This is a genomic window from Robertkochia solimangrovi (assembly GCF_007279655.1).
GTDB classification, from domain to species: domain Bacteria; phylum Bacteroidota; class Bacteroidia; order Flavobacteriales; family Flavobacteriaceae; genus Robertkochia; species Robertkochia solimangrovi.
Genome location: NZ_QKWN01000006.1, coordinates 110226 through 136525 on the forward strand (window position 1 = coordinate 110226; position 26300 = coordinate 136525).

22 protein-coding genes and 1 pseudogene are annotated in these 26300 nt (G+C 38.7%); 4 read left to right on the forward strand and 19 right to left on the reverse strand.

Translation table 11 applies throughout. The features are described 5' to 3' along the window. Positions 1 to 56 precede the first annotated feature (56 nt). Genes DMZ48_RS08825 through DMZ48_RS08840 form a run of 4 tightly spaced genes read right to left on the reverse strand, consistent with a single transcriptional unit; the run spans position 57 to position 4827 of the window. The gene (locus DMZ48_RS08825; protein ID WP_143954771.1) at positions 57 to 3218 is read right to left on the reverse strand and encodes an ABC transporter permease/M1 family aminopeptidase; all 3162 of its coding nucleotides are present in this window, start codon (positions 3216 to 3218) and stop codon (positions 57 to 59) included. Next, positions 3215 to 4090, reverse strand: coding sequence for an ABC transporter ATP-binding protein (locus tag DMZ48_RS08830; protein WP_143954772.1), 876 nt, complete (start codon positions 4088 to 4090; stop codon positions 3215 to 3217). The genes DMZ48_RS08825 and DMZ48_RS08830 overlap by 4 nt, the downstream gene beginning before the upstream one ends. A gap of 21 nt (positions 4091 to 4111) precedes the next feature. After that, complete coding sequence (locus DMZ48_RS08835) at positions 4112 to 4315, reverse strand: helix-turn-helix domain-containing protein (RefSeq protein WP_143954773.1); 204 nt, start codon at positions 4313 to 4315, stop codon at positions 4112 to 4114. A 2-nt stretch (positions 4316 to 4317) separates the two neighbouring features. Then, on the reverse strand, positions 4318 to 4827 hold the full coding sequence (locus DMZ48_RS08840) for a DUF2975 domain-containing protein (RefSeq protein ID WP_143954774.1): 510 nt from the start codon (positions 4825 to 4827) through the stop codon (positions 4318 to 4320). A 373-nt stretch (positions 4828 to 5200) separates the two neighbouring features. On the opposite strand from DMZ48_RS08840, the gene DMZ48_RS08845 reads away from it, so the two are divergent. Next, positions 5201 to 5773, forward strand: coding sequence for a YdeI/OmpD-associated family protein (locus DMZ48_RS08845; protein ID WP_143954775.1), 573 nt, complete (start codon positions 5201 to 5203; stop codon positions 5771 to 5773). Between the two features lie 38 nt (positions 5774 to 5811). On the opposite strand, the gene DMZ48_RS08850 is transcribed toward DMZ48_RS08845, so the two are convergent. The 6 genes from DMZ48_RS08850 to DMZ48_RS08875 form a co-directional block, all read right to left on the reverse strand. Next, positions 5812 to 6189: a hypothetical protein gene (locus DMZ48_RS08850; protein ID WP_143954776.1), complete on the reverse strand. Its 378-nt coding sequence runs from the start codon at positions 6187 to 6189 to the stop codon at positions 5812 to 5814. Positions 6190 to 6448: 259 nt separating this feature from the next. After that, positions 6449 to 7780 carry an alkaline phosphatase family protein gene (locus DMZ48_RS08855; RefSeq protein WP_143954777.1) on the reverse strand — a complete coding sequence of 444 codons (1332 nt, stop codon included), beginning with the start codon at positions 7778 to 7780 and terminating at the stop codon, positions 6449 to 6451. Between the two features lie 10 nt (positions 7781 to 7790). Beyond that, positions 7791 to 9191 (reverse strand): tetratricopeptide repeat protein, encoded by a 1401-nt coding sequence (locus DMZ48_RS08860; protein WP_143954778.1) that lies wholly within the window; start codon positions 9189 to 9191, stop codon positions 7791 to 7793. 11 nt (positions 9192 to 9202) lie between these two features. Then, positions 9203 to 12322, reverse strand: a complete 3120-nt coding sequence (locus DMZ48_RS08865; protein ID WP_143954779.1) for a TonB-dependent receptor domain-containing protein — start codon at positions 12320 to 12322, stop codon at positions 9203 to 9205. Between the two features lie 191 nt (positions 12323 to 12513). Next, a complete protein-coding gene (locus tag DMZ48_RS08870) occupies positions 12514 to 13401 on the reverse strand; it encodes a FecR family protein (protein WP_143954780.1) in 888 nt (295 codons plus the stop codon). Positions 13402 to 13476: 75 nt separating this feature from the next. After that, positions 13477 to 14013, reverse strand: a complete 537-nt coding sequence (locus tag DMZ48_RS08875) for an RNA polymerase sigma factor (protein ID WP_162558693.1) — start codon at positions 14011 to 14013, stop codon at positions 13477 to 13479. Positions 14014 to 14621: 608 nt separating this feature from the next. Between DMZ48_RS08875 and bla the strand changes: the two genes are divergently transcribed. Beyond that, positions 14622 to 15380 carry a subclass B1 metallo-beta-lactamase gene (gene bla, locus DMZ48_RS08880; RefSeq protein WP_143954782.1) on the forward strand — a complete coding sequence of 253 codons (759 nt, stop codon included), beginning with the start codon at positions 14622 to 14624 and terminating at the stop codon, positions 15378 to 15380. On the opposite strand, the pseudogene DMZ48_RS18775 reads toward bla, so the two are convergent. From DMZ48_RS18775 to DMZ48_RS08895, 3 genes and pseudogenes are all read right to left on the reverse strand, one after another. Next, a pseudogene (locus DMZ48_RS18775) lies at positions 15374 to 15763 on the reverse strand (RidA family protein). The gene bla and the pseudogene DMZ48_RS18775 overlap by 7 nt on opposite strands. A 28-nt stretch (positions 15764 to 15791) precedes the next feature. Then, positions 15792 to 16520, reverse strand: a complete 729-nt coding sequence (locus DMZ48_RS08890) for a hypothetical protein (protein ID WP_143954783.1) — start codon at positions 16518 to 16520, stop codon at positions 15792 to 15794. A 19-nt stretch (positions 16521 to 16539) separates the two neighbouring features. Next, the gene (locus tag DMZ48_RS08895; protein ID WP_143954784.1) at positions 16540 to 17022 is read right to left on the reverse strand and encodes a MarR family winged helix-turn-helix transcriptional regulator; all 483 of its coding nucleotides are present in this window, start codon (positions 17020 to 17022) and stop codon (positions 16540 to 16542) included. A gap of 421 nt (positions 17023 to 17443) precedes the next feature. Between DMZ48_RS08895 and DMZ48_RS08900 the strand changes: the two genes are divergently transcribed. Continuing rightward, positions 17444 to 18709: a S41 family peptidase gene (locus tag DMZ48_RS08900; RefSeq protein ID WP_242009163.1), complete on the forward strand. Its 1266-nt coding sequence runs from the start codon at positions 17444 to 17446 to the stop codon at positions 18707 to 18709. A gap of 111 nt (positions 18710 to 18820) precedes the next feature. Here the strand turns inward: DMZ48_RS08900 and DMZ48_RS08905 are convergent, their stop codons facing one another. Both DMZ48_RS08905 and DMZ48_RS08910 read right to left on the reverse strand, forming a co-directional pair. Further along, positions 18821 to 20404: a family 43 glycosylhydrolase gene (locus DMZ48_RS08905; protein ID WP_143954785.1), complete on the reverse strand. Its 1584-nt coding sequence runs from the start codon at positions 20402 to 20404 to the stop codon at positions 18821 to 18823. Between the two features lie 80 nt (positions 20405 to 20484). After that, positions 20485 to 21087, reverse strand: coding sequence for a gamma carbonic anhydrase family protein (locus DMZ48_RS08910; RefSeq protein ID WP_143954786.1), 603 nt, complete (start codon positions 21085 to 21087; stop codon positions 20485 to 20487). 182 nt (positions 21088 to 21269) lie between these two features. Between DMZ48_RS08910 and DMZ48_RS08915 the strand changes: the two genes are divergently transcribed. Then, a complete protein-coding gene (locus DMZ48_RS08915) occupies positions 21270 to 21725 on the forward strand; it encodes an RNA methyltransferase (RefSeq protein ID WP_143954787.1) in 456 nt (151 codons plus the stop codon). Between the two features lie 31 nt (positions 21726 to 21756). Here the strand turns inward: DMZ48_RS08915 and DMZ48_RS08920 are convergent, their stop codons facing one another. From DMZ48_RS08920 to DMZ48_RS08935, 4 genes are all read right to left on the reverse strand, one after another. Beyond that, on the reverse strand, positions 21757 to 22950 hold the full coding sequence (locus DMZ48_RS08920; RefSeq protein ID WP_143954788.1) for an MFS transporter: 1194 nt from the start codon (positions 22948 to 22950) through the stop codon (positions 21757 to 21759). Positions 22951 to 23358: 408 nt separating this feature from the next. Further along, positions 23359 to 23844, reverse strand: a complete 486-nt coding sequence (locus DMZ48_RS08925; RefSeq protein ID WP_143954789.1) for a hypothetical protein — start codon at positions 23842 to 23844, stop codon at positions 23359 to 23361. A gap of 191 nt (positions 23845 to 24035) precedes the next feature. After that, positions 24036 to 25541: an SLC13 family permease gene (locus tag DMZ48_RS08930; protein ID WP_143954790.1), complete on the reverse strand. Its 1506-nt coding sequence runs from the start codon at positions 25539 to 25541 to the stop codon at positions 24036 to 24038. Further along, on the reverse strand, positions 25538 to 26296 hold the full coding sequence (locus DMZ48_RS08935) for an SGNH/GDSL hydrolase family protein (RefSeq protein ID WP_242009164.1): 759 nt from the start codon (positions 26294 to 26296) through the stop codon (positions 25538 to 25540). The genes DMZ48_RS08930 and DMZ48_RS08935 overlap by 4 nt, the downstream gene beginning before the upstream one ends. Positions 26297 to 26300 lie beyond the last annotated feature (4 nt).

Below are 26300 nucleotides of genomic sequence, written 5' to 3' on the forward strand. Positions count from 1 at the left end.
TAATCGTGAATTTAAAATCTATTAAGAACCCTCAATATCTATACTTCCATCACTTCTTATTCAAAAAGTGATCTTACTCGTTCATGATCAGAGATATTACTTACCCCTAGTATTTCATGAAGTAAATCTGTAGAAACAGGTCTTTCATTTGAATTGCCATATTTTATTATAAAATTCTTCAATGCCCTGTTCAATCGATCTTCTCCTATAATTTCACTTATGGCCACAAATACCATTGCACCTTTGTAATAGGATAAATAAGTATCATCAGGAGCAACTCTCAATAAAGATTTAGTGCTGTTAAATCCCTTTTCTGCTTCATAAATCTGCTGATAGATAGCCAAACGCTCATTCATTTTCTTCCTCCCATACATTTTTTTATAAATCATCAACTCGGTATACATTGCCAGACTTTCAGTCAGCATCGAATACCCTTCGCGATAATCGGGAACAATTTGGTTGGTACCCCACCAAAAATGTGATACCTCATGTCCTGCGAGTTCATTCACTACATCACCATTACGGGCTGTTCTGAGGTCTGCATTAAAGGTCATGTTCTCGGTCATAAATATAGTTCCGGGATAAGCCGTTCCTGCAAAACCCTGTGTAAACGAAGAAACTTCAGCATAATTGATGGTATTAAAACTATAGGGACCAAAATTATCCAAGCAATAATCCAGGCTTAATTTGGTATTTTCTATGAGATGATCAACATTAGCTTTATGCTTCGGATGATGATAAACATTCACGGCTATATCTCTGTAGGAGGTACTTTTGATCTGATAAATCGCGGAGGATATTGCAAACCGAAAGGGTATAGATTCTGCCACATATGTATAATAATTTCTTGCTCCCTCTTGCCAATGACTTTGTAATTCTCCGGTACCAATGGCCATTTGATTAACGTAGGTGGAAATTTGCATTTCGAGATCAATAGCATCATCCACCTCTTCTTTAGGTGCTTCCAACTTCAACAACTTCGTAGGTTTACCCAACCCATATTTCTCTCTGTGCTGAACATTCGTAAGCTCTTTTTCCTGATCATATCCAAATTGAGGATAAAATCTGCTAATTCTCATAAAGGAACCATTTTTCACGATCGCATTAAAGGGATGATGCCCGTTTACAGGATCCCATTTATAAGTTATTTCAAAGGATAATTTAGCAGAATCCCGGTATTTAATCGGGAATTCCAAAATCAGTTCAGAAATCGAATTATGTATTTCAATTTTTTCATTCTTGTATTGGTAATAAAGGTATTTGATCTCAAATTCTTCCGGAACCTGTACCAAAATAGAGTCGATAGGGTCTCTTCGCATATTCATGACCATATATTCCCCTTGAATTTTATAGAATCGTTCGTCCGGATAAAGATCAATTTCGGTTGTAACTTTTTTTATTACCGGTTGATTTACAGATTGATATTTTCGATATTTCTTTTCATAAGAAATATATTCTGCACGCTGTTCATCCTTGTCTTTTTTGGGTATGTAATTTGAAGTGTATTGTAACGCTGCCAGCACCGCCAGTATCAGGAAGGTGACAACAGCAATATTTTTTTTCCATCCATTTAGTGGAAACCTTTTACGATTATGCAGAAGAATAAGAATGCTGATCGAGGAAAAACCGAAGAGGAGTCTCCAAAGAAAAGGATAAAAGTATTCGCCATAACCTATAAAGTCACTGTATGTCCCTTTGTATCCGGTAAAAAAACGTAATAATGAAGGACCTATAAAACTTCTTACAATGGGGGTTGCAAGAAGTAAATAACAAAGGATAGAGAGACCTAATGCTATCGATTTGGTTTTGCTCAAGGAATTTATGAAAAACAAAAACAGTGCTAATAACACTAAGGGAAATGTAGTAAAGAAAAACACACCCAGATAGGCCTCCCAATCGATAAAAGGGAACTGGAATACGTATTGAAAAACGATTCCCTCAAGAACTAATATTCCTGTTAGAATCAGAATCAAAAGTATGATACTCGAGATATGTCCTGTAAGTTGTTCAACGGAATAATAGGTGGTATACTCAATCGTGAAAAATCCACTCATCTTGCTGCGCCAAAAAATATCATTCACAAAATAGATTATCACCAACCCTCCCAATTCATAAAATGTCCTATTGATCGTTTGAGCCAGTAAACCCGAACTGGCATATAGTTGTGGTAAACGAATTCCCTGGTTGATATCATCAAACATATCCACTCCCACATAAAACACTAACAACACGCATATGGCTAAAAAAGCAATGCTCTTAAGCATATAGATCAGATCTACCCTGATAAATGAATTAACCGCTTTCCATTTTGAAGTATTATTGAATTTAGTTTCGGCTACAAAATAATTAAGATACCAGGTGAATCGTTGTATTTCCGCCCCCTTTTTAAGGGTTTTCCCTTTAAATCCAGGTAAGGAAGAAAAGGTGTGCATGCCGAAATATATCATAGCCAATGAAACTAGTATGAAAAGTATTCTATTGACAAGGAATAGATTTGACAGGGGAACAACCTGTTGATTGCGTTGAAAAACACTAAGATCTCTGGCTTCATAAAAATATCCCGAAATTCCAAAAATATCCGACAATGCAGAAATACGCTGGAGCTCTAACGATTGTGGTAATGCCTGTGCCATAAAAGGTGCATTAGAAAACATCATGGCGATCATGTAAAACACATATAATGATAACCCGGCAACAGCAACCAAAAGTTTATTCTTAAACTTTTGGGCGATCATAAAGAGGATACTACACACCACCAACGTATTTATTGCACCAAAAATTAGAAACGGATATATAAAATGCCAGGGACTAAAGCCCGGGTTAATCTGGGCATCCTGCTTCAGGTGAAGCCCAATGGTATAACCGATGACCAATAGTAAAAACCAGCATAGAGTTATTATATAGAAAGAGCAAAATCGTTCCAGAGCAAATGCGTCCTTGTTAATTGGTGTGGAGAAGATAATTGATCCGAAATTTGTGTCCTGCTCTTTAAACAATAAAGAAAATGACTGCACCGTAGCGATCAATATTATAGACAGGCTCCATAACCCGATCATAAAACCTACTGAATAAGGGGCATTCACAAATACTTCATCCCCCATCGAAATATTGAACTTTAATCCACCCAGGATACCCATCCCAATTAAAGCGGTTAAAGCAACATAGGCAACCTTTTGATTTAACAAAGTTTGTATATCATTATAAAAAATGGTTCTCACAACGCCGCTGTATTTAGATGAGTGAAGTAAGCATGTTCTAAACCAGGTTCCATAGGAGTGAAATCATTGGGGTGATTTTTAGCAAAAACCGTAACTTTTATAACCCTTTCCGACAACTGTGTACTGACGATCTGGTGCCGGGCTTCCATTTGTAACAATTCCTCTCTACTGACCACCTTACTCCATAATTTTCCTTTTAGATGGTTGAGAAAATCTTTTGGAGATCCCATAGCGATAATATTTCCCTTTTTAATTATCGCCATCTGAGAACAAAGATTTTTTACATCTTCAACCAGATGAGTAGACAAAATGACGATAATGTCGTTACTGATCTCACTCAACATCATATTGAACCGGTTTCTTTCTTCCGGATCCAACCCAGCTGTTGGTTCATCTACTATTACAATCTGTGGTGCTCCTAATAAAGCCTGAGCCACCCCAAAACGTTGTTTCATACCACCGGAAAAGGTATGAACTTCCTTATTTTTTACTTCGGTCAAATTCACCCGATCCAATAAACTCAGAATTTGTTCATGACGCTGCTTCCTGTCTGCCAGACCTTTTAATCTGGCTAAATGGTCCATTAAATTGTAGGCGGATACCCTGGGATAAACACCAAAGTATTGCGGTAAAAAACCCAAATGCTTTTGGAAATCCCTTGGATTCTCTACTACATCTATTCCGTTGAAACAAATGCTTCCAGTAGTGGGCCTTTGCAAGCCGACAATGGTATTCATCAGAGAAGATTTACCGGCACCATTCGGTCCTAATAAACCAAAGATCCCATTGTTGATCTCAAGATTTAAGGCAGTAAGCGCCTTATACCCGTTGCTGTATACAACGGATACATTATCGATTTTTAATGTATTCATAGTTAAAATTAGTTGGAAGATCTACGCTATATAGTCAATAATATCTCCTGGTTTACAGTCCAATGCATTACAAATAGCTTCCAGCGTTTCAAAACGAATCCCTTTTGCCTTACCATTTTTAAGGATGGATAGATTCGCCGGGGTAATACCGATCATATCAGCAAGATCTTTGCTCTTTATCTTTCGCTTTGCAAGCATCACATCAATATTTATAATAATCGGCATAATTAAATATATAAGTCTTGTTCGTTCTGCAAGGATAGTCCTTGATCGAAAATTTCTGAAATGATGAAAATGAAAACTCCCAGTAGCAGATGTAAGGTTACTATGATGAATATTCCTTTTTCAATCGCTATAAAAAAAGATGAAACCATCACTAAAACAATGGGTAAGATGATATTGGTAAGATAAAAACGTTTTAAATGGCCAATATTAGGTTGTGTAAAAAGCTTATCCTGATAAAACACCTTAAATACATTGGAGAGCAACCAAAAGAATAAGGCATAGGCAAAAAAAGGTATTAAAAAGGCAAAGAAAAGATACGACCAGTTGTTTTCCAATATCAGAAAGGAAACGGCTGTTAAAGGATAATTTATGATTGTCCTTGCATCATCGTTTTGAATATTGGTATCTGTAATCCATGAAAAAGCTCCATATAATGCGATCAACAAATAAATCCATCCAAGACTTCGGGATATCGCAAATAGAATTTTAGATAATATCTTCGTTTTATTCATTACTAAAAATACTAAAATGTTTCTGCAAACATATAATAAATTATCGTAAAACAATAATTTATTATCATTTTATTAAACTTAATTAATATTGAAAAACTCAAAAATGATCCATGCTTCCCAAAGTACAGTCCCTTCTATATCGCTTATTAAACACAAACTTAACCTAGCGTAAAAAAACTCGTAAGCAGTTCTATAGTATGACTCCAAATCTATCATAAGGCAACTGTACAGTGTGGTGAATGGTTTATGTTCTTTAGAAAGAAATCGAATATCTCCAAGCGAAACTATTTCGTCCGCATTTCGCCATTTCATTAATCCTGTAAAATTCCTTTTTACTATCTTAACCTAAGCAATAGGAGTTACAGTTTCATAGATGGACATCGAATTATATTATCCCAAAAGTCGTGTAGAATGGCGGAAATGGTTGGTAGAGAATCACGATACCAAAACCTCTGTTTGGGTTATCTTTTATAAAATAAACACGGATAAAGCATCCGTGAGCTGGAGTGATGCCGTTGATGAGGCATTGTGTTTTGGTTGGATCGATAGCAAGAAGCAAAAAATTGACGAATTCAGTTATCGCCAGTTCTTTTCCAGAAGAAACCCCCAAAGTATTTGGTCAAAAGTCAATAAGAATAAAGTTCAAAGACTCATTGCAAACGGATCGATGACTGCAGCAGGTTTAAAAAGTATCGAAACAGCAAAACAAAATGGATCCTGGACACACTATGACAAGGTAGAAGAATTGATTATACCCAATGATTTAAAAATGGCATTGGCCAAGGAAAAAATTGCGATGGAATACTTTGAAGGTTTAAGTAAATCAAGTAAGAAAATACTATTGTACTGGGTTATTTCTGCCAAACGTTCTGAGACACGTCAAAATCGGATTGAGGAAATATTTAAATCAGCCAGTAAACAGCAAAAACCAAAACCTTTACGTTAAACGATATTTTTCAACGAGCTGGGATATGTAGACATTTGTTATTGCTTTGTCAGCATATATTTGTCCCCGTTCGCTTTGGTCAGATGTAGCATGGATTCATTCAAATCATAAGTCCATTCGTCATTCAGAATCAGTGACCAGTCGAATTCTGCGGTCCAGGGACAACCATTGACAAAGGTTACGGTATTGCCAGAGATCTTATAAGTTCCGTTACAAAGCGCAGGAAATTTTTCGAGCTCACTTTGTCCCTTAAACGTTTCATTGGTAAAAGTCAAAACCACTTCTGAAGTATTCCCATTCCGTTCAAAAATTCCGGTATAGGTACCATTGAGTTCAGATTGGGAATTTTGATCATCGTTATTACAAGCAACTAAAAATAACAGTATGCCAAGTAGCCGTAAAATTTTGGTTTTCATGATTTTGTTTTTTCATAGATGCATAAATTCACAAAGAGTTGCTTTAAAGTATAATGGTTTAATGTTATTCAGGTTCCTTCACTGACATTCAGTTTTATGCCTGAATCGAAAGTAAAAAGCGTATCTGTACTTCGGTAGTTTCTACAAAGTAATTCAGGAAAGTAAATACTATGGTGATTTAATACATTTAAAATGTAAAGGCCCTCTGTAAAAATACGGAGAGCCTTACACCAACGAGTTAATCAAAAATCAAATTACACTATTTTTCGAATATGCCCGGCTGTGCGATACCGTCTATTTCCTTCACCTCAATTTTAAGTAGTTGAGCGATGACAAGCATGATATCCTCCAGATGCAGTAATGGGATTTCTCTCCCTTTTGCAAACCCGGCACCATAAGCCACAAAACCGGTATAAATGTTATGATTATCAGGGAAATACCCATGTTTACCCCCAACTTTATGCTGTAAAACCTCACCTTGTGCATCATTGGAAAAAGCATATCCATCTGCTGCCGATAAGGCCAATCTTGTATTCGGATCTGCTTTATAGGTTCGAATCGTTTTCTCATCGATCACTTTAAAGGTTTGTTGATAGACAAAGGGTAATTGTGCCAGAAGCTGTTTAACCTTATCCAGCGTTTTGGTATCGTTCTTATCTTTAAGATGAAGAAACGTAGAACCACCTGTGGAAAAGAAAAATGCTTTTTCGTAAAGTCCTGCATCCTTTAGCCAGATATTAGGTGCAATTGCGGTATGTACCGTTACAAAACCATGATCTCCGGTAATAATAATAGCAGTTTCTTCTAAAATACCGGCTCTTTCCAAAGCATCGTAAATAGCTCCTACTGCATTATCTGCATTAGCAATTGCTCTATTCACATAATCTCCTTCTCTACCCATTTTATGTTGTGCCCCATCGGTATTCGGAAAATGTACCGTCAGCAAATTGGGTTTATATTTTTCGATGATGTGACTGGCTATTCTGCCTAAATTCTCATCCATTCTAAAAGAAGTCAGATTATAGGCATCCTTTTCCATTTGTCCCGTAGCATACTCGGTAACTTCTTCAAAAAGACCTTTAGGAGTTGCAAATTCCCGGGTTGCTTCCCGACGGTCTGATGGATTATCAAAAGACCAAATCTCCGGAATATTATAATCGATATAAGGGTTATTTACGGTAACAGGCCAGGAAACCGAAGCTGTTGACATTCCTTTTTCCTTAGCATACTGCCAAATGGTTTTTGCCTTTACCTGATTAAAATCATATACGCATCCCTCGGGTTTTCCATCTTTACCTACGCCAGTATTATAATAGATCCCGTGAGATTCCGGCAAGGTTCCGGTTACCAGGGTAGTATGTGAAGGATACGTTACCGAGGGAAAAATAGTCCGAACATCTGCGGCTGTCGTACCATTTTTTGCAAGGTATTTCAAATTGGCCGTAGCCCATTCCGGATCCTTGTAAAAATCTGAACGAAAACCATCGATGCTTATTAGCACCACATGTTTAGTCTCTTGTGCATTAAGTTGAAATATGCTGCCCAGCAATACTATACTAAGCAGACCAAAGGCTATATTCTTGTTAATCATATTGAAAGCTTTAGAAAAAAGGTACGATGGCCACATCATTTTTATTCTCAACAATTATTTTGTTCATATCCACGGTAATGGTAATGTTTCCATCCGCATCTGTGGAGAAATCATCCAAATTTTTATCCGCTACAAAGCTTGGAATCTGAGCCTCTATATATTCATCGGAAACATTGGAATTATTATCCTGTTCGATTTGAGAAATCGGATATTTTATACCCAGATCCGTCAATCTTCTCCCTTCACTCATAAATACCTCCTGGCGCATTAAATACACATGATAAAGTACGTCATCAATAGTCTGGGCATTGTCAATATCCGCAGCTGTTACGTGTGTGCCTGAAACAGTACTTACGGTAATACTCCCCTGTTGTCTGTCTAAAACCAGACCACTTTTGAAATCACTATTTGCATCAAAACGAACCTTTACAGCGGTTAACGGGTAATCTGTACGATTCCCACCATTTCTGGTCTCGCCGCTATCATCGACCAGTACTTTTGGTCTTATATTGATCAAACTTAAAAGTCCAATTAGATTTGATTTCGCAGTAGCTATATCATTTTGAGCCAAAGCAATCTCAGCCAGTATTAAATAAGCTTCTTCCGCTTTTACCAGGGTAACCGGCTTTTGATCTGTGGAAGGTGTGCCCGTTGAATAATATTTAGGATCCAAAAAGTCCAGTCTGGGAAGTGGGGCCAGTCGATTCGGTAATGCATCATAGGTCGCATTTTGCATTTCATTGGAAAGACTGTTCACACCGTCATAGGCAATTTGATACAATAATTCAGGAACCGCTAAAGCCTCTGTTGCTTCGGTATAGGCATTATTGGCATCTCCTAAGTTATAATAAGCCCGAGCTTTCAGCAATTGACATACTGCGATCATTTGCTGGTCATCGGTAAATGCAATGGCCTGGTCAAGCGCTTCCAGCGCAACTTCTAAAGTTTGTGCTGAAGAAAGTACTTCTCCCAGATTGGAAGCCGGTAATCCTGTGAATAATTCTCCACCGAGAATATTGGAATACCCCAAACAGAAATATATAAATGAAAGATCTTCCTCAGTTGCATTTTCATCCGCAGGGTATACGGTTTCAATTCCATAGGTTGCTAATTCACGCAGTGCCTGAACATCAGCCTGGATAGCATTTACATCCACATCGAAGTAATCGATCTGTAAAACATCAAATACCTTACTATATTGAGAATAATTATTGAAGTAATTATCCGAAGTGATCGCCACGTTTATAGTAACTGTATTCGAAGTTTTAGCCAATTGTCTTTTTAAGCCATTCAGCCAACTACTCACTGCATGCGGATTGCTTAAGTACACATCTTCGGTAACATTCGGGTTCTCTACACAAGCAGAAAACAAACCTGTGATGAGGACAATGTATATTATAATTTTTTTCATGTTTGGTAATGTTAAAAGTTGATTTTTAAGCTTGTTAAAAATTGTCTTGGAGCTGAGTAAGTAGCGTAAGAAATTCCACCCGTACTAGCTCCTCCCTGACCTTGAGCTGCACCACTGATGGTAGCCTCCGGATCAAAGGATGATGCCGTGAAATTGAATGGATTAACCGCTGTGATCCCCAGAATGATATAGTCAAATGCTTTTGAATTTCCAGGTCTGAAAGTATACGATGCCCCGATGGTTCTGATTTTCAGGAAGTCTGTCTTTTCAACAAATCGGTTGGTGAAATTCAACCAGTTGGCACGTCCATTTGCATCGATCTCACCTTGAGGGATATTCCCTTCTGCAGCACCGTAATAATATCTGAACTGTGCATCCCAGTTCGCTCCATATCCTCCGGATTGATATGAACCGTTAGCAAAAAGATTAAAATCCTTATAAGAGAAATTCATCCCAATATTTCCGAAAAGATCTGGAATCGTAGTTCCTAAATAAGATTGAGGTATGGTCTCTTCAAGCACTCCGTTCTCATCGAAAGTACCATAGTTTCCACGAATAAATCCTATTGGATAGCCTTCCTGAACCACAGTTTGCAGTGTTCTTGCACTAAATCCATTTAAATTAAATGCGGGGGCTCCACCGGCATCCAGCACTTCATTATGTAGCGTGTTCACGGAAGCGTTAAAACTCAATGAAATATTATCCGTTTGGATCGGTGTTACCTGCACACTGAATTCCAATCCATAATTCTCTATTTCTCCGATATTCTGTAATTGACTCACCGTATATCCACTGGAGGGAGAAGAAGGAATATAGAATAATGCATCCTTGGTCAGGGATCTGTAATAGCCTGCTGACAGGTTAACCCTGTTTCTTAAGAAAGCGATATCTACCCCACCTTCAATGGTATGGGTTTTCTCAGGTTTTAAATTTTCATTTCCGGGTTGACCAAAGGCAGCCGCCTGATTCCCCAGATACCCATCGAAAACAATAGTCTTTTCATTGGCATAGGCTGGCGGAAGATTTCCGGCTATTCCAAAACTACCTCTGAATCGCAATGAAGAAATGAGATTCGTGTTAAACCAGGATTCCTGTGACATCATATAAGAAGCTCCCGCTTTAGGATAAAACTGAGTACCGATATTATCTCCGAATGCCGGATTTCGGTCACCTCTTATCCCCAGGTCTAAAAATAATTTGTCTTTATATCCGATATTTTCCTGTGCATAGATACCATAGTTCAATACCTCACTCAGGAATTCATCACTGTCTTTTACGGCAGCATCACTAATGGTTAAGGCACCGTCACGAATATTGGTACCTGAGTACAGAATCTGGTGATCTTTATTTCGGAACAACTGCCCTCCCACTGTTGAAATGAATGAAAAGTCACCGGTATTATAGGTATGCTGGGCTGTAAACTCTAAGGTAATACCTAAATAATTTCGTTGAATATTTTGAATACTCCCCTGATCTGTAATTTCCTGTCCCCTTGTAGCGGTGAGATATTCATTGGTCTGTACGACAGTTTGCTCCTGTGCTCTATAATCCAGTCCGCCGGTAAATTTCAGCATTAAACTTTCTATAGGCTTGTATTTAAAGGATTGCGAAGTGGTGAATCGATTTACAATGATCTGGTTATCCTGCAATCTTTCTGCATTATCAACAAAAGCCTTCATTTCCTCAAATTCCTCCTCAGACAATTCATCCAATCGGTTATTGAATCCCGGGCCTGTAATTTTTGATGCGCCATCTTCTGCGAACCATAGGCCTGTATACCCACCCTGATTTCCATTACGGTTTCGTTTGTACTGATTATGAACATAAATAAAAGAGCTTTCGTAATCAAAATTATCGGCTATTTTAGCTTTAAATCCCGTACTGAAATCAGCCTTCATATTTTCATTCTGGTCATGAATCTGCACACCGGAACTGTTCATAAAGCTTGCCGAAAAATTATAACCGAAATCGGTACTGCTTCGTCCATTTAGATTGAGATTGTACTTCTGATAAAGGCCATTTCTAAACAACAGATCCTTTGAACGATCAAAATACAGAAAATCAGCGGTTGGAGTTTCAATACCACTTTCTGCCATAACACTAACATGCGTTCCCATCTTCCCTCCTTTTTTGGTAAAAATCTGAATCACTCCATTTGCTGCATCAGATCCATAAAGCGTGGTTGCTGCACCTCCGTTGATATACTCTATTTTTTCAATATTATCCATGGGTATATCTGCAATTGCACTCATGGAAGAACCCTGAGAAGATCCTCCTAAGGTTGCACGTGTATTTAAATTGTCAAGACGAACACCATCTAGATAGATAATCGGAGTGGAGTTCAAAAAGGCGGAATTAACACCTCTTGCCCGAATGATACTGGTTGCTCCGGCTTGCCCACCTGTCAAATTGATCTGCGCATTCGGTAATTGTGCGGATAATTGTTGATCGATTCGCTGCGAGGATATCTTCTCCAGATCTTCTCCTTTAATCGTGGTAACCTGAGTTGGCAATCTCTTTTTTCGAACATCAGCTCCCTGACCTGTTACCACCACTTCATTCAGAGCCTCCATGGAAGTTGTCATTATAAACGATTGCACCTCCAGCGGTGTTTCCGTAAATGTTCTGGTTAGGGTATTGTATCCGAGATAAGAAATTTCAATAGTCGTTGGAAACGTATTCGAAGTAATAGAGAAATGACCCTCCATATCCGTACTGGTTCCTCTGTTGGTCCCCTGGATTACAATAGTTGCTCCGGGAATTGGAATTTGCTGTTCATCTGAAACAATTCCTTTTATTTGATACTCCTGTACTTTTACAGGCATATCAACACGTTTTAATGCCACCGTATGGCCATCCACCAGATAGCTGATTGGTGCGACTTTCTCTAAATTATCCAAATTTGCCTTTAAGCTTGAACTTCTTTGAATTATAAAGTCATTCACTAAAAGTCCTTCGAAGCTATTAGGGTTATAGACAAACTCCATTTCCTCAAATTGTAACTGGAGTTCTTCAATTAAACTTTTTAGCTTCTTTTGTTCGTATGCAATAGTCAAGGCATTTGCATAACTGTAATTTGCTGTTACCAATAGGGTAAACAACAACATAATCAATGGTAAATGTTTTTTCATTAGTACACTTGTTAAATAAAATTTAGATCCACTGATCACAACAAGGGCCGGTTGTTGTGAAAAGTCTTTTAACTTCCATGGTTTATAATTTTTGGTATTTTAAATATTAATTCACTACGTTTGATTTTTCATTTTTACACTTGTTAAATGAAAATTTTCAGGGGGAAAATCGGGCCGATTTTTCCCTCTTTTTATTTTTCTTTTTGGTTCAATCGATAGGTTTTTTGGTCAATCTGTGTATATTCAATATCATGTGAAAAACTGATGATGTTCAGAAAATGTTCAATGCCATTGTCAATTTTAAAGGTTCCTGAGATGAATTTATCGGCAATACTTTTCTCCGCTAATTCAAAATCAACATCATAATAGTTGGATATTTTTTTGAGTAGTTCAGACATCTGCATTTCAACACAGATGATCTTAGAAGTCATCCAATCAACCTGAATCTTTTTATTAAATTCACTGATATATGTTTGGTTCCTTGAAAAGTCTTTGGAATACTTCTCGCCGGGAGACATGTTCAGGGTTATTCCATTGGTTTCTAAAATATGAACCTTACCGGTATAAAGTGACACAGATACCTCCTGATCCTTTGGATACGCATATACATTGAACTCCGTTCCGTAAACCATTACAGCCAAAGAATCTGTCAGCACCTTAAAAGGATGAAGTGAATCTTTTTTGATCTTAAAATATCCTTCTCCTTTAAGTGATACGGCTCTATCATTATCTGTGGTAAAACTGATTTCAGAATTTCGATTTAAGATCACCGTTGAACCATCTCTTAAATCAATACTTTTTGGAGTGATCCCATCATTTACTACAACCGTAGTGATTACCTGATTCTGGCGGAACAATAGTATACCGGATATACCTAATATCGCAACCACCATAGCTGCAATTCTATATAAGGTCCGTAAATGATTCTTTTGTACAGTTCGTTTTATCCGTTTCCAGGTTGTTTCCTTTAAAGGCAAAGGCATTCCTACCCCGGACTCTTCGTGCCAAAGCTGCTCAACTTTACCTTCAATAAATTCTTCGTTAAGGAGCGAGACCTTATTACTACCAGATTTTTTCATTGTTGTATTTAATCTGCTAATAATTCTTTTGAGAAAATAAATTCCCCTACGTGTTTACTGTAAGGTAATACTTTGTTAATATGAATAGTGGAGATCATTAGGTTTCTGAAGCTGTTCTTTTAATATTTTAACGGCTTTAGAAATTTGATTCTCAACGGTTTTAATCGAAATACTTTTATAATTTGCTATTTCCTTTTGCGTTAACCCTTCCAATTTGTGCAGCTTAAAGATTTCTTTACACTCAGTAGGTAAAATTTCGATGGCCTGATTCAAGAGCTCTTTCTTTAAAGTGAAATTATAGTCACTATCGGTGCCAATTTCTTCACGATCCTCTAAAATGACTTCAGTCAGAATTGTTTTATACTGCTTTTTTACAAAATCGATACAATAGGATTTGGCTATGCGTATTAGTTGTGCCTCTAAGGTAACTTCTGTGGAAAGTTTATTTCGGTGGTGATATAATTTAAGAATGATGTCATGAACGATATCTGAGGCACTACTGTCATCCTTGACAAAATATTTGGCCAAATGATATAACCTTTGGTGGTATTTCAGATATACTGTCTCTAAAGCTTTTAGATCCCCATCCTTTAAACTATTCAATAATTGCATAATTATTAAAGTTTTCTCAAGGGATAAAATTACCAAGAGCCGGGAACGCATATCCGAAGATGATCTTTATTAAAACTTAAAGGAAATGTTATTAGATCACAGAAGTTTTCCCACAAAAAAAGACTCATGATTTAGCTAATTCTGCCGTCGAACCGTAGCCTGAAGAATCAGTTCCGGATTCCCTGCTTTGCCAACCGTAACCCCGGAAGTAAAAGTTAGGTTCAAATCCTTCAAAAAAAGTCTGAATCTCTAATTATGTGGCAAGGGTTTTCTTAAGCGAATTTTACACTATAATAGTTCGGCTGAAAATCTGCATATACCATGGTGTTGGAGAAAACATAAACTTCAATATCTCAAACTATGCAGAAAAAATCGAATCGTCACTAAAGCTTTCTACCTCATAATTTGGCTTTAATCCAGCGTTTGGGGTTAAAACTTAAAATTGGTTCTTAGAAAGAAAAAGATAGGATCAGTCGAATCCATGCAAGAATTTTATGATAAAATTTTTAAAGCGACAATTATCCAGCATTTAATTAAAAACGTAGCTTAGTGTCCGTGACCTTTATCAGCAAATAAAAACCTCGGCTTCTTAGTTCAACCCTGTAGCAATGACGACCCTAATAAGATCCTTTTTGTTTTTTTCTTTGATGATAACCTGCCTGAAAACATATACACAAAGAAACGATGAATTTCAGGCTAAGGTTTTATATCAATCAGATCATTTGGTTATCTCCCAGATCTCGGAGAATTCGTTCCTGCATATTTCCTATTTGCAAACGTACGATTTTGGGAAAGTGCCGTGTAACGGACTTATCATTCGAAATGGTAAGGAAGCCCTCGTTTTGGATACACCTGTCAATGATGCTGACGCTGAGGCGTTAATACAATGGGTACAGGAAACACTGGGTTGTCAGATCAACGCCGTCATACCCACACATTTCCATGAGGATTGTCTCGGCGGATTACCGGCATTTGAGAAAAATGGGATTCCTTCCTATGCGAATTTCAAAACCATCGAACTGGCCAGGGATCAACATACGGCAGTTCCCGCGAATGGGTTTGAAAATTCCATGACTTTCATGATCGGTGATCAGCGTGTGGTCGTTAAATTCTATGGAGAGGGACATTCCAAAGATAATGTTATCGGCTATTTCTCTGGCGATAATCTGATTTTTGGAGGATGCCTGATCAAGGAAATTGGAGCGGGAAAAGGATACCTTGGCGATGCGAATGTACGAGAGTGGTCAAATACCGTTAATTTAATCAAAAAGGCATATCCGAATGTAAAGATCATTGTGCCAGGTCATGGAGCCTATGGAGATTCGCAATTACTGGATTACACCATGGAATTGTTTAGCAATCAATGAGTAACAATGGCATCCACCTCAATTTCGATCAACCAGTCCGGATCTATAAAACCAGACACCTGCACGATCGTATCTACCGGTTTAATGGTTTTAAAATAAGTGGATCTGACTGTAGCAGCCGCTTTCCAATCATCAATATTGATTAAAAGCATACGGGTTCTGATCACATCCTACAAACCTGAACCTGCACTTTCCAACGCTATTTTTATAGTCTCCAAACATTGCAAGGTTTGTCGGGAAATATCACCGATGCCTACGGTATCTCCATTTGCATCTATCGGCGCTGTTCCTCCTATTGAAATATAGGGTCCTACCCGGACAGCACGACTGAAACCAACAATATCTTCATAGGGACTACCACTGGATATTAATACTCTTCTCATTATCCGTTTATCTAAAGTGAGAATTTTATCAATCTATCTGTTTAACGCGTCGCATTTGCTCATTGGCCTTTCTGAAAATATCCTTTATTACCTCCCCATTCGAAGGTTCTTCCGTTAGCGTTTCCGGGTCCCATTGACTCCGTTCAGTAGCAAAGAAATCTCCCCCATAAATATGGAGGCCTCCGGTGAATCTCGGTAAAGGATTGGTCACCGAATGTATGGCATTCGTGTTCAACGTTGCCACATCTCCGGCGAATAAACATCTGACGTCTGAGGCTTCCAGGCCATTTTTTCTTTTCTCCCAAAGAATATTATCCTCACGGCCGGTATAGATCCCAATGTACGCCCACATTAAATGATTGTGTGGTATAAGGTTCATTTGAGGTGTCCAGGAAGCGGCAAAAATGGTCAGCTCCTTCGATCGTAAAAAAATCTTGAGACCTGCCTCTGTGGGTGGACCAATGGCTTTTAACATCAAATCCGGATTCGAAATTCCCTTTTTCAAAACTTCTTTTACCGCTTCCTGAGGGTTGGCCTCCTTATTAGCTAGTAAGCAATCCTCAATAAACTTTTGCATTTCGATCAGCTCAGCTTCTTCTACCGGCAGGATCTTCTCGCCATGATCTAAAGCATTCTTCGAAATATGGTTCATTTCCGGATTCATAAATGAAGGCAGGGCAGCAAGGCTCAGACCTAAACCTATCGTTCTGATCATTCCTCTTCGTGTAAATTCCGTGGCATCATTTGATCTAAACATTACAATACTTTTTATCGATTCATTTCTGGTACTCCGTATAGAAGCGTTCGTTAAAAGGTTTATCTTTTAAGGCTTCCTCAATATCATCAAGATAACTGATGATGGTCAAATCTCCTTCGAGCATTTGTAAAATAGCCCGCTCACAACTTTCCCATATATGCTCTAATTCCGGTAGCAAGTCGATTGATTTTTGGGTCAGTCTCAGGTTCTGTTTTCTTTTATCCTCGGGATCAGGCTCGGCTATTATATAACCTTTAGCGGTCATCTTCCTGAGCAATACCACAGTTGACGGATGCGTATACCCCAATTCCTCGGCAATTTCCACCATGGTAAGCACCTTATGTTGTTTAAAAAGTTTAAACACCAAATGCCAACTGGGCTCTACATCTATTGCTATCTGTTTAAAGAACTTTCTGGTATCATGAGTCATTCTATCACTGATTCTTTTTAATCGGTTATCCAATGCCCTGTAACCAAGTTGTCTGATAAAATCTTTTTCCATTTTTTTCGATCGGTGTATTAAAGATACAAAAAATAGTTAGTTGACTACATAGATAGCTAAACAAATCTACATTCGAAGGTTTTTGGCATTGCCGTTTTCTCAATAGCTATTCCATGAAAGTACAAGAAAATATAATGAAGGGAATAGTGTTAATACTCGATCTGTATAGTCTTGGAAGTTTCGTTCTATGGATCGATAAACTTTAACCTTCCACGATTGCACCGGATTTTTATTTTTTTCATATCCAAAAATGATTACGTTGATCTTTAGTTCTCCTGATAACTCGAATATAATTAAAAAAACACCCCATCATTTCAGCTACATCTATGAACCTCAGAAAATATAATTGGTTCAATTACAAAGGGTACCTTGAATAAAGTGTCCTCTTTACGACCATAGAATTATGACACCATCGTAGGAAATGTCTAAATTCACACTTTCATTTACCGTGTCTAATTTCGCTGATAATCAGCGATACAATAAATCCAATCTAAAGAACAATACCAATATTATGTTTAAAATCTATGTAACCCTAATCCTTCTATTAAGCCTTTCCCAAATTTTCGGCCAGGAAAACGATTGTGATTGCCAAAAAGAACTCGATAACGTTTCACAACTTATAACGAACTCGGAAAGCTATGATGATCAAATCAAAAAGACCGGGAAGGAAACTGATTTTGCCAGATGGAAAGCCACTCTAAAAAAAGAAATCGAGAAAGACAGTTTAAGTTCTTTTTTTTGTGCGGGGTATTTACAGAAATACATTTCCTATATCAATGACAGGCATAATGAACTCTACAGGATCCCTGAAGACCTGGAGTTAAGCGTCCCCTTCTATTCAAAAGACATAGATACTCTTACCCCAGGTAACGATCCTGTTTCCGGAATTTACGTTGCGGGAAGCGACCGTATTCTGGTGCAAAAAGAAAATGATTCTACTTATTTTGGAATCACCTTGAATTCCAATTCCAAAGATTGGAAACCTGGGAAAATAAGATTGCGTCTTAACCGAACTCAAAATAATGACTACGAACTATTTGAATTCTACAAAAACGGACTCCTCTACTATCAAAAGAACCTATCTGTAATTGACGGGAGAATTAAATCTACCTTTTGGAATAAAGACAATCAATACTTCTTTAACAAGAACCATGAGGATAATTTTAACTTCGATTCATCAATGGCTGCATTCGACTATATCGGAATTAAAACTTTAAGCAGAACGAAAACACTGATGAAAGAAGCCGATGCGTTTTACAAGCAGCATCTCGATCAGTTAAAAAAAGAAAATCTCATAATCGATCTTAGAAATAATGGGGGTGGCGCCACAAACCAGGCTAAACCGCTGTTGAAGGCCATAAGCAACAATAAGAATATTCAAAGAGTTTATGTGATGATAAACTTTAAAACGGCCAGTGCGGCTGAATTAACGGCACTAGCCTTAAAAAAGGATGAACGCACGATTATTGTAGGTGAAAACTCAAGAGGTATGTTGACCTATGGATACGGGAATAAAGCGTATTCAACGCAAACAGCTTGTATGGAATATAAGCTCGTTCTATCCACGGAAATTGCAGATAAAGACCTCATTGTATATGAATATACTGGAATTCAACCCGATTTCTACCTCGATAATAAAAGTGATTGGATCGAGCAAATTGTTCATTTGAATACGGTAGCGAAGTAACCCCCTTAATAGAAGAACTGCAGGATGAGACAGGTATAGAAGTAAAAACTAATGTTTTCATAGATCCGGATGTAAGCATTGACCGCCATTTCCATGGTTGTACTTCTGCAATTAATTCGTTGGTGAAAATACAACATCATCGATCTGGCAACTGGCATTGGCTTCCCCTTCCACATAGAACCCGATCTCAACCTTACCATGCGCTACCCTAATATTTTCCAGCCTTATTTCCGACCAGATTCCTGAATCATTTTTTACAGATTGACTATTTTTATTCCCCCCGCTTTCTGCATATATTTCCAAAATATCAATACCCGAATTGCTTTTGACCTTTGCCTTTAGTATATAGATGCCATCGGGAACGGAATAGGTGGGTGTGGATTCAATAATTTGGTAAACCTTTCGTTTAAATGAAACCTTATCCTCAATGTTCAAAGACTTCTCTCCAATTACCGATCGACGATCTGTTTTCGAATTGAAATAATTCAATTGAGGAGATTCCGTATCTCCAACGATTACAGCATTCCCCTGATAGATGTGAGTCACCCAACCTGTAATATGAGACTGGACAGGCTTTGCAGGGGAAGGAATCGATCTGCGATCTGCTTCAAAACTCGAATTTTTTACATAGTTATTGCCTTTTGAAACACGCCATTCACCGGTATCTTCATTCAGGTCCCAGGAATTAAGCGAATTTAAATACGGCGTATCCTTATTAAAAGATAAAGGCATCCATTGATTGTAACCTAATCCGTTACCTGCAAAATTAGCCCAGCGATCTCCACAATAAATCACGGTTTCCTGGTTACTTCCTTTCACGTTCACAAAAAATCCGGTCTGAGTTATATGCGCAAAATCATCCATACAGCCTGGCGTGATCAGCATTTGATCCTCCGGAGAATAGGGTCCTCTGATATCGTCACTCACCAGGTAGTAAGCATACGATGAATCCCAGCCATATAAGTTTGAAGCAAATACATAATATTTACCCTTAAACTTGAACATACAATTTCCTTCACGGCCTTGTCCCTTATAGATCTGTGTACAATCCAGCAGGTCTACCTTTCCGTTTTTAATGCCGATCTCCGAGATATAGATCTTATTTCGACCTCTTCCGTAAGAATAGACCAGATAAGACTTTCCTGTATCCTGATCGGTGAACACGGTCTGATCTCCGGTGTTGGGTGTGCCGATCAAACCCGTCATATCCAGACGTTGATGCCAATTGAACTTTCCGGTAGGTGAATCAGCCAGGGCGATGAGCACCCCATCATTGTGCTGAATAAAAAGTGCATATTTCTTCCATGCTGAAATATAGGCCACACCTAATCTGCCCATCCATCCCGTGTTGGGCTCATGCACTAAGGCATCAGACTTTTCAAAGACGTTATTTTCAAAGGACCAATGAACAAGATCTGTAGAGCTATAGCAGGTAACCGCTACAAAATTATCTTTCGGTGGTGTATAAGTTTGATCGAATCGGTATAATTCAGCCTCCTTGTAATGGGCTCCGTACCAATAATACTTTTCTTGTCCCGTGGTTGGATCTTCAAAGGTGAAAATACCGCCTCCCTGACTATAAATGGGTGTTCCGTTTACGGTATCCCAGAAGTGATCATTCTGTATAGTATTGAATTGAGCTGAAAGGGAGGAACAGCCTAAACACAAAAGCAACAACAGAAGTTTTCCTCTCATTAATTTCGTTTTACAATAACCCCACTGGAATAAATCCTTCCGGATCAGGAAATGGAAGATAGGACATCAAGTGGGTGAAATTATCCTGTACCGTCCTGTTGATGTTTGCCCAGCCTTGCCGACATGGTCTTACAGATAATTTCCATAACATTTCCTTCCAAATTGATTGGATCGATATTATACACGGTACCCGGGAAATTCAGTGCTTTTTGAACCGCCCAGATTTCATCATGCTTTTCAGGTGGAAATATTTGAACGGGATCACCCACAGCTACCCAACCGATGGGGACGAAAGTATGCTCCGGCAACACAGTCTTTAGATGAACCACGCCGTTAATTCTTACCTCTGAACCCTGCTTTAATACTGCCCCATGAAAAACCGAGGCTCCTGTTGCGATGAAAACCTGATCCTCCACAATGCATCCCGCCAAATGACTGTTCGGGCCTATTAAACAATTACACCCGATAGTAACAGGAAAATTATGTGTCCCCCGAATCACTGCATTTTCGAGAATGATACAATTATTCCCGATAGTGATCGGACTATTCTCGGCAATGATCTGGGCACCGAACATAACCCGCACATTCGCACCAATGGTTACATCTCCACAAATCATGGCGTTAGGAGCTATATATGCTGAAGCATCAATTTTCGCAAACTTCCCTAAATGATCGACTATCATAATTCCTCTGATTAAGGTTATTGAACAAAATGATTAATCTTGATTGTAGCACTTGTACAAACCTACCTGAAATTACATAAAAATATGATTATCAATCCTTTTCCAAGTGATTCGAATCCAAATTCCTTTCTTTCTAACAAGAATTCAAAAAATTCCGGAGCGAGAATATTATTTTTGCCGTTATGGACAATTTCACAAATGAATTCTTTGGAATAGGTATTCAAAACGGAAAGACCCCGGAAAATCTTGGGGTACTTTGGCGTTCAGCTCAAAACATGGGTGCTAGTTTCATATTTACCATCGGTAATCGTTATGCCAAACAGGCTTGTGATACTCATAATGCGGTTAAAGCCATGCCCTATTATCATTATGAGACTTTTGAAGATTTTTTGAAACATATACCCAAAGGCGCCAGAATTGTCGGAGTTGAATTAACCGATGAAGCCGAACCGCTGGAAACCTTTCACCACCCGAGACGCTGTGTTTATCTGCTCGGAGCGGAAGATCACGGCCTGTCAAAAAAGGCCATTGAAAAATCACATTTTCTGGTGAAGTTCAAATCTGAACTGAGCTTGAACGTATCAGTTGCGGGAAGTATCATCATGTACGACCGGGGTATCGATAAGCCCAGGTCTTGAATTAACTCCTGCTGAATATGTCATTTCGTAATTATATTTCGTTCCTGGAAATCTTCCTGATCAAACTAAGAGTCATTACAATCATTAAGCACAGTAGAATACCTAAGAACCAAAGCAATAATCCGTAATTCGTGTAGGAGGCCAGCTTACCGAACAGTAAGGGCATCAAAGTAATTCCGATATAAGCACTGGCCATTTGCAACCCCATGATCGCTTGTGAGTATTCCTTTCCAAAATGACTGGGTGTTTCATGGAGCAGACTCGGAAATATGGGCGCACATCCTAAACCGATCGCTAAAAAGCCTAAATAAATAGTGCTCCCAAAAGGCAGAAACAAAACGATCAAACCCAGGAAAATCAGTAATTGTCCTGAATATATCAACTGCCGGTTACTTAACTTCAGGGTCATGATTCCGGAAATGAATCTTCCAATGGTGATGCCTCCATAGTAGATGGTTACCAATGTTGCCGCATCTTCTGGCTTAAAGCCTCTTATGAAAACCAAAAAGCTCGAACCCCATAATCCGAACGTAGCCTCCAGGGAACAATAACAGAAAAAGACCAACAGTGCCTGTTTCACCCCCGGCAACTTCAATAATGAGGTCACAGGTAGTCGAATCTGCTCCTGATGTGCTTCCCCTGTTTGTCCCGTATTATGTTTCCACAGCGGAATGGAGACCAGGAGTATGATAAACACGCCTAACTGAATCCACCCTACTACATTATACCCCCCTGTCCATGATTTTTCATCGGAAAGATATCGGGTCATAATAAGGGGGCCGATCGCTGCTCCAACTCCCCAAAAACAATGCAACCAATTCATATGAACTGCTTTATAATACAAAGCCACATAATTGTTCAAAGCTGCATCAACACTCCCTCCTCCAAGTCCGAGCGGGATCGCCAACATACATAAGATCAAAAAACAGGAGGTATAGGAGATGCCGAGCGTTGCTAAAGCGGTCATCAATACACTTATACAGGTTATTAAAGCTACTCCGTACTTATCGATAAATCGGTGACTGAGCAAACTCGAAACTACGGTACCTCCGGCGATGATCATGGAAATAATTCCTGCATAGTGAACAGGAACCTTCAGATCGCGGTACATTTCCGGCCATGCAGCCCCCAATAAGGAGTCCGGTAAACCAAGACTGATGAATGCGATATAGATGACAACTAAAAGAACAACCCTTTTTAGGTATCTGGGAATATTTATCGACATGTAAGATCGTTAAAAATGTCATGTGATTAACTCAGAACTTTGGCTGTAGGTGAATCTGTTCCTGAATGATTGGTTTGGAAGCACTAAGGCTAATTTACTTCTTTTTATTTGATGTCCCGCTATATTACAAACTTATGACCTTCCCTTTTTCAATGAGCACAATTATATCTTAATGTAGTAGCCATGGAGTGACCGGATCCTTTTTAGCAGCGCTCCATACTACTGCAAAATACAGTCTCCCGGACATAGGAAGAGCCCCTTCTCCAACGGATTCTGTATCGATAAAATAATCATGATCGATTTCCGGCAGTAATGATACAGATTATCCTCTTTTTTACGCTGTCGTTCTATTTATTCCTCCTACCTGTAGGGCATTTAATAACGTCAAAAGCAATATGGCTGGAGTTGTTAATCCATCCATTTTCGCTCTCTTTCGGTGGCATCTAAGATATCAAGAGCCAGTTTCTCCCTGATTTTTCCGGCTATGGCAAAGGCTTCCTGTTTATCGAAAGTGCGGTAAAACGTTTCATACTTATTCCGTTCATAAAACAAATTGATCAAAAAAACACTATCGCTAAAAGAAGTGGATGCGCCCATTCCGTTAACTTTCTGTTTTTGTTTTCCTTTGAAAACAGAGACATATTCGAATTTTGGAAAGGACTTCCATTTACCAAATTTCAAATTGAAAATCGACCAGACTTTACGAAATCTTTTCGCATCCAGATCGATTTCAGAACCTTCTGTTCCTACAAGATAAATACTGAATGCCAGCATAAACCCTCCGAAAAGTGGATTTTCAGTAATCATGATAAAAAGGGCAAACAAAAAGACCAACCCTCCGAAAATTTTCTTGAGTAGTGAAACCGGTCTTACATAAGTAATGGTTGAATTCATAATAAACGTGGGGTTACAATAGCATTGATAAAGATTACCTTGCCCTATCTTCGGGTACAGCTGAGGCCAAAGCTATTATAAAATCATCATACTGCAAAAATGTAGATACACTGATATCGAAATTTATCCGGGCATAAACTTCCCGGATAAATTTTTGATCTATAAATAAAATAGTCACTTTAAAAACCTGACTACTTTCCAGTATTCGTTAATACTTGTTCACCTACAGCGTCTCTAAACAATTTTATATCCTTTGGATCGAAATCCCAGACCACTGGCAACATAAAATAAACGATGAGTGTGAGCAGCAGAATGGATATAATGTTCATCCAGAAACCGGTTTTAATCATATCCGGAATTTTCAGATATCCCGAACCAAAAACAACAGCGTTGGGTGGTGTTGCCACCGGCAGCATAAAAGCACAGGAAGCAGCAAGCGTGGTGGCAACCATCAACATATAAGGGTTAATGTCCAGCGATAATGCCACCGGTGCCAGAATAGGCAATAACATGGCCGTAGTTGCCAGATTGGAAGTTACTTCGGTAATAAAATTCACCGCCGTAATGATGATGAAAACAAGTGTAAGAATAGTCATCCCATTTAATAATTTTACCTGACTACCGAACCAGTTAGCTAAACCCGTCACTTCAAAACCTGAGGCCAGTGCCATCCCGCCTCCGAAGAGTAAAATGATACCCCAAGGCATTTTTACAGCCTCCTTCCAATTTATAATTGTATGCCCTTTTTTGGTCGTAGGAAGTATAAATAAAATAATACCCGCTATGATCGCTATAATCGTATCATCAATTTGGGGTGCGATTCGCTGTAAAAGAAAAGAACGGGTAATCCAGCAAAAAGCTGTCAGTACAAATACTGCTAATACCACTTTCTCTTCCTTTTGCATCGGTCCAAGATTATGCAAAAGCCGCTCTATTTCCTGCACCCCTCCCGGGAATTTCTTCTGCTTGAAAGTAAATGCATAATGTGTCAAATAATACCAGCCGATTATCAATAATACCAACGAAATAGGCAATCCTATCTTCATCCAGCTCCAGAAGGAGATCTCAATATGGTAATTTTCAGTAATAAATCCGGCAAATACAAGATTTGGCGGGGTTCCGATTAAGGTTGCAATTCCACCTATGGAAGCGCTGTAAGCAATGGAAAGCATTAACGCTTTTCCAAAAATGAGGTTTTCATCCTTTTCCGTCAGTGGATTATCCTTCAGTTGCGAAACGATCGACATCCCTATAGGAAGCATCATTACAGCGGTTGCTGTATTCGAAATCCACATCGATAAAAAGGAAGTAGCCAACATAAAACCCAATATTATCCGGGTCACATCAGTACCTATGATTCGAATGATGTGTAAAGCGATACGTTTATGCAGGTTCCATTTTTCGATGGCGATAGCCAGCATGAATCCGCCCATATAAAGAAAAATGTACTTATGACCGAAAGATGCCGTTGTAGTTGCGATATCGACGGAACCAGTTAATGGAAACAAAACAATAGGAAGCAATGCGGTAACCCCTATCGGAATGACTTCACTAGTCCACCAGATCGCCATCCATAACGTTATCGCCAGCATACTATATGCACGATCCGGCATACCTTGCGGACTTCCAAGTAATTGTAAGATCAGAAAAACCAGGGGCCCGAGAATCAAAAAAAATAAGCGCTTATTTATCGTCATTCCTTTGAAAGATTACCATTAAAAGCTGTTTCCTCTACCAATTGCCTTAAAAACTCTCCTGTTTCATGATGTATAAAAGATAGGATAAGTTCTTCTCCATACGCATCCCGGGAATACAATCGATCGGGAACTTCCCGGACCGAATTTCCAGTAAGGGCTTTGTACATAATAAGTGCGATCAGGTAAGAACCCTCTGAAGACGGATGCTTATCATCAAAATAAAAGTTGAGATCAGGTCTTAGTTTTCTGGCCTTCATAAACAATTCTCCCACCGGAATGATATCGGATTGTAATTTTTGAGCGAGTTCTCGATACTTAGTAGTGATCTCATCCTGCATCAAAGGATTAGAAGAATATGCCCAGGTCATCATGAGACAAGGTTTTGCTCCAGATTTTCTAATAGTTTCCGTCAGTTTGGATCCATATTCCTCAAATCTGTCCGGAGCCTCCAAAGTGCTAAGACTGTGATCTTGTATCACAACATAATCCCACTTTTCTTCCTTTAAAAGTCTGCGGGTTTGCGTCCCTCTTTTTTCATTGTAATGTTCCTCCCAGGTAGCCCCTCCCACCGTCGATTGTCGTACATCCATCGGGTATTTATCCAAAAGGGCCATCGCATTGACCATTTGTGGCATATTCCAGAAATAAGTAAAACTATTTCCCACCAGCAATACTCTTTTGGTAGATTCTGTTTGCGCCTTACTCGTAATTGGAACTAAAAATAATAAAAGTAGAAATATCTTAAATTGTCTCATTTGC

Bases quoted from the DNA above. Each gene is read 5' to 3' on its own strand.
- DMZ48_RS08840 (WP_143954774.1), bottom strand. From the start codon at position 4,827: ATGAATAAAACGAAGATATTATCTAAAATTCTATTTGCGATATCCCGA.
- DMZ48_RS08835 (WP_143954773.1), bottom strand. From the start codon at position 4,315: ATGCCGATTATTATAAATATTGATGTGATGCTTGCAAAGCGAAAGATA.
- DMZ48_RS08915 (WP_143954787.1), top strand. From the start codon at position 21,270: ATGGACAATTTCACAAATGAATTCTTTGGAATAGGTATTCAAAACGGA.
- DMZ48_RS08890 (WP_143954783.1), bottom strand. From the start codon at position 16,520: ATGTTTAGATCAAATGATGCCACGGAATTTACACGAAGAGGAATGATC.
- DMZ48_RS08925 (WP_143954789.1), bottom strand. From the start codon at position 23,844: ATGAATTCAACCATTACTTATGTAAGACCGGTTTCACTACTCAAGAAA.
- DMZ48_RS08905 (WP_143954785.1), bottom strand. From the start codon at position 20,404: ATGAGAGGAAAACTTCTGTTGTTGCTTTTGTGTTTAGGCTGTTCCTCC.
- DMZ48_RS08870 (WP_143954780.1), bottom strand. From the start codon at position 13,401: ATGAAAAAATCTGGTAGTAATAAGGTCTCGCTCCTTAACGAAGAATTT.
- DMZ48_RS08930 (WP_143954790.1), bottom strand. From the start codon at position 25,541: ATGACGATAAATAAGCGCTTATTTTTTTTGATTCTCGGGCCCCTGGTT.
- DMZ48_RS08865 (WP_143954779.1), bottom strand. From the start codon at position 12,322: ATGAAAAAACATTTACCATTGATTATGTTGTTGTTTACCCTATTGGTA.
- bla (WP_143954782.1), top strand. From the start codon at position 14,622: ATGACGACCCTAATAAGATCCTTTTTGTTTTTTTCTTTGATGATAACC.
- DMZ48_RS08895 (WP_143954784.1), bottom strand. From the start codon at position 17,022: ATGGAAAAAGATTTTATCAGACAACTTGGTTACAGGGCATTGGATAAC.
- DMZ48_RS08850 (WP_143954776.1), bottom strand. From the start codon at position 6,189: ATGAAAACCAAAATTTTACGGCTACTTGGCATACTGTTATTTTTAGTT.
- DMZ48_RS08830 (WP_143954772.1), bottom strand. From the start codon at position 4,090: ATGAATACATTAAAAATCGATAATGTATCCGTTGTATACAGCAACGGG.
- DMZ48_RS08860 (WP_143954778.1), bottom strand. From the start codon at position 9,191: ATGAAAAAAATTATAATATACATTGTCCTCATCACAGGTTTGTTTTCT.
- DMZ48_RS08875 (WP_162558693.1), bottom strand. From the start codon at position 14,013: ATGCAATTATTGAATAGTTTAAAGGATGGGGATCTAAAAGCTTTAGAG.
- DMZ48_RS08900 (WP_242009163.1), top strand. From the start codon at position 17,444: ATGTCTAAATTCACACTTTCATTTACCGTGTCTAATTTCGCTGATAAT.
- DMZ48_RS08845 (WP_143954775.1), top strand. From the start codon at position 5,201: ATGGACATCGAATTATATTATCCCAAAAGTCGTGTAGAATGGCGGAAA.
- DMZ48_RS08920 (WP_143954788.1), bottom strand. From the start codon at position 22,950: ATGTCGATAAATATTCCCAGATACCTAAAAAGGGTTGTTCTTTTAGTT.
- DMZ48_RS08910 (WP_143954786.1), bottom strand. From the start codon at position 21,087: ATGATAGTCGATCATTTAGGGAAGTTTGCGAAAATTGATGCTTCAGCA.
- DMZ48_RS08935 (WP_242009164.1), bottom strand. From the start codon at position 26,296: ATGAGACAATTTAAGATATTTCTACTTTTATTATTTTTAGTTCCAATT.
- DMZ48_RS08855 (WP_143954777.1), bottom strand. From the start codon at position 7,780: ATGATTAACAAGAATATAGCCTTTGGTCTGCTTAGTATAGTATTGCTG.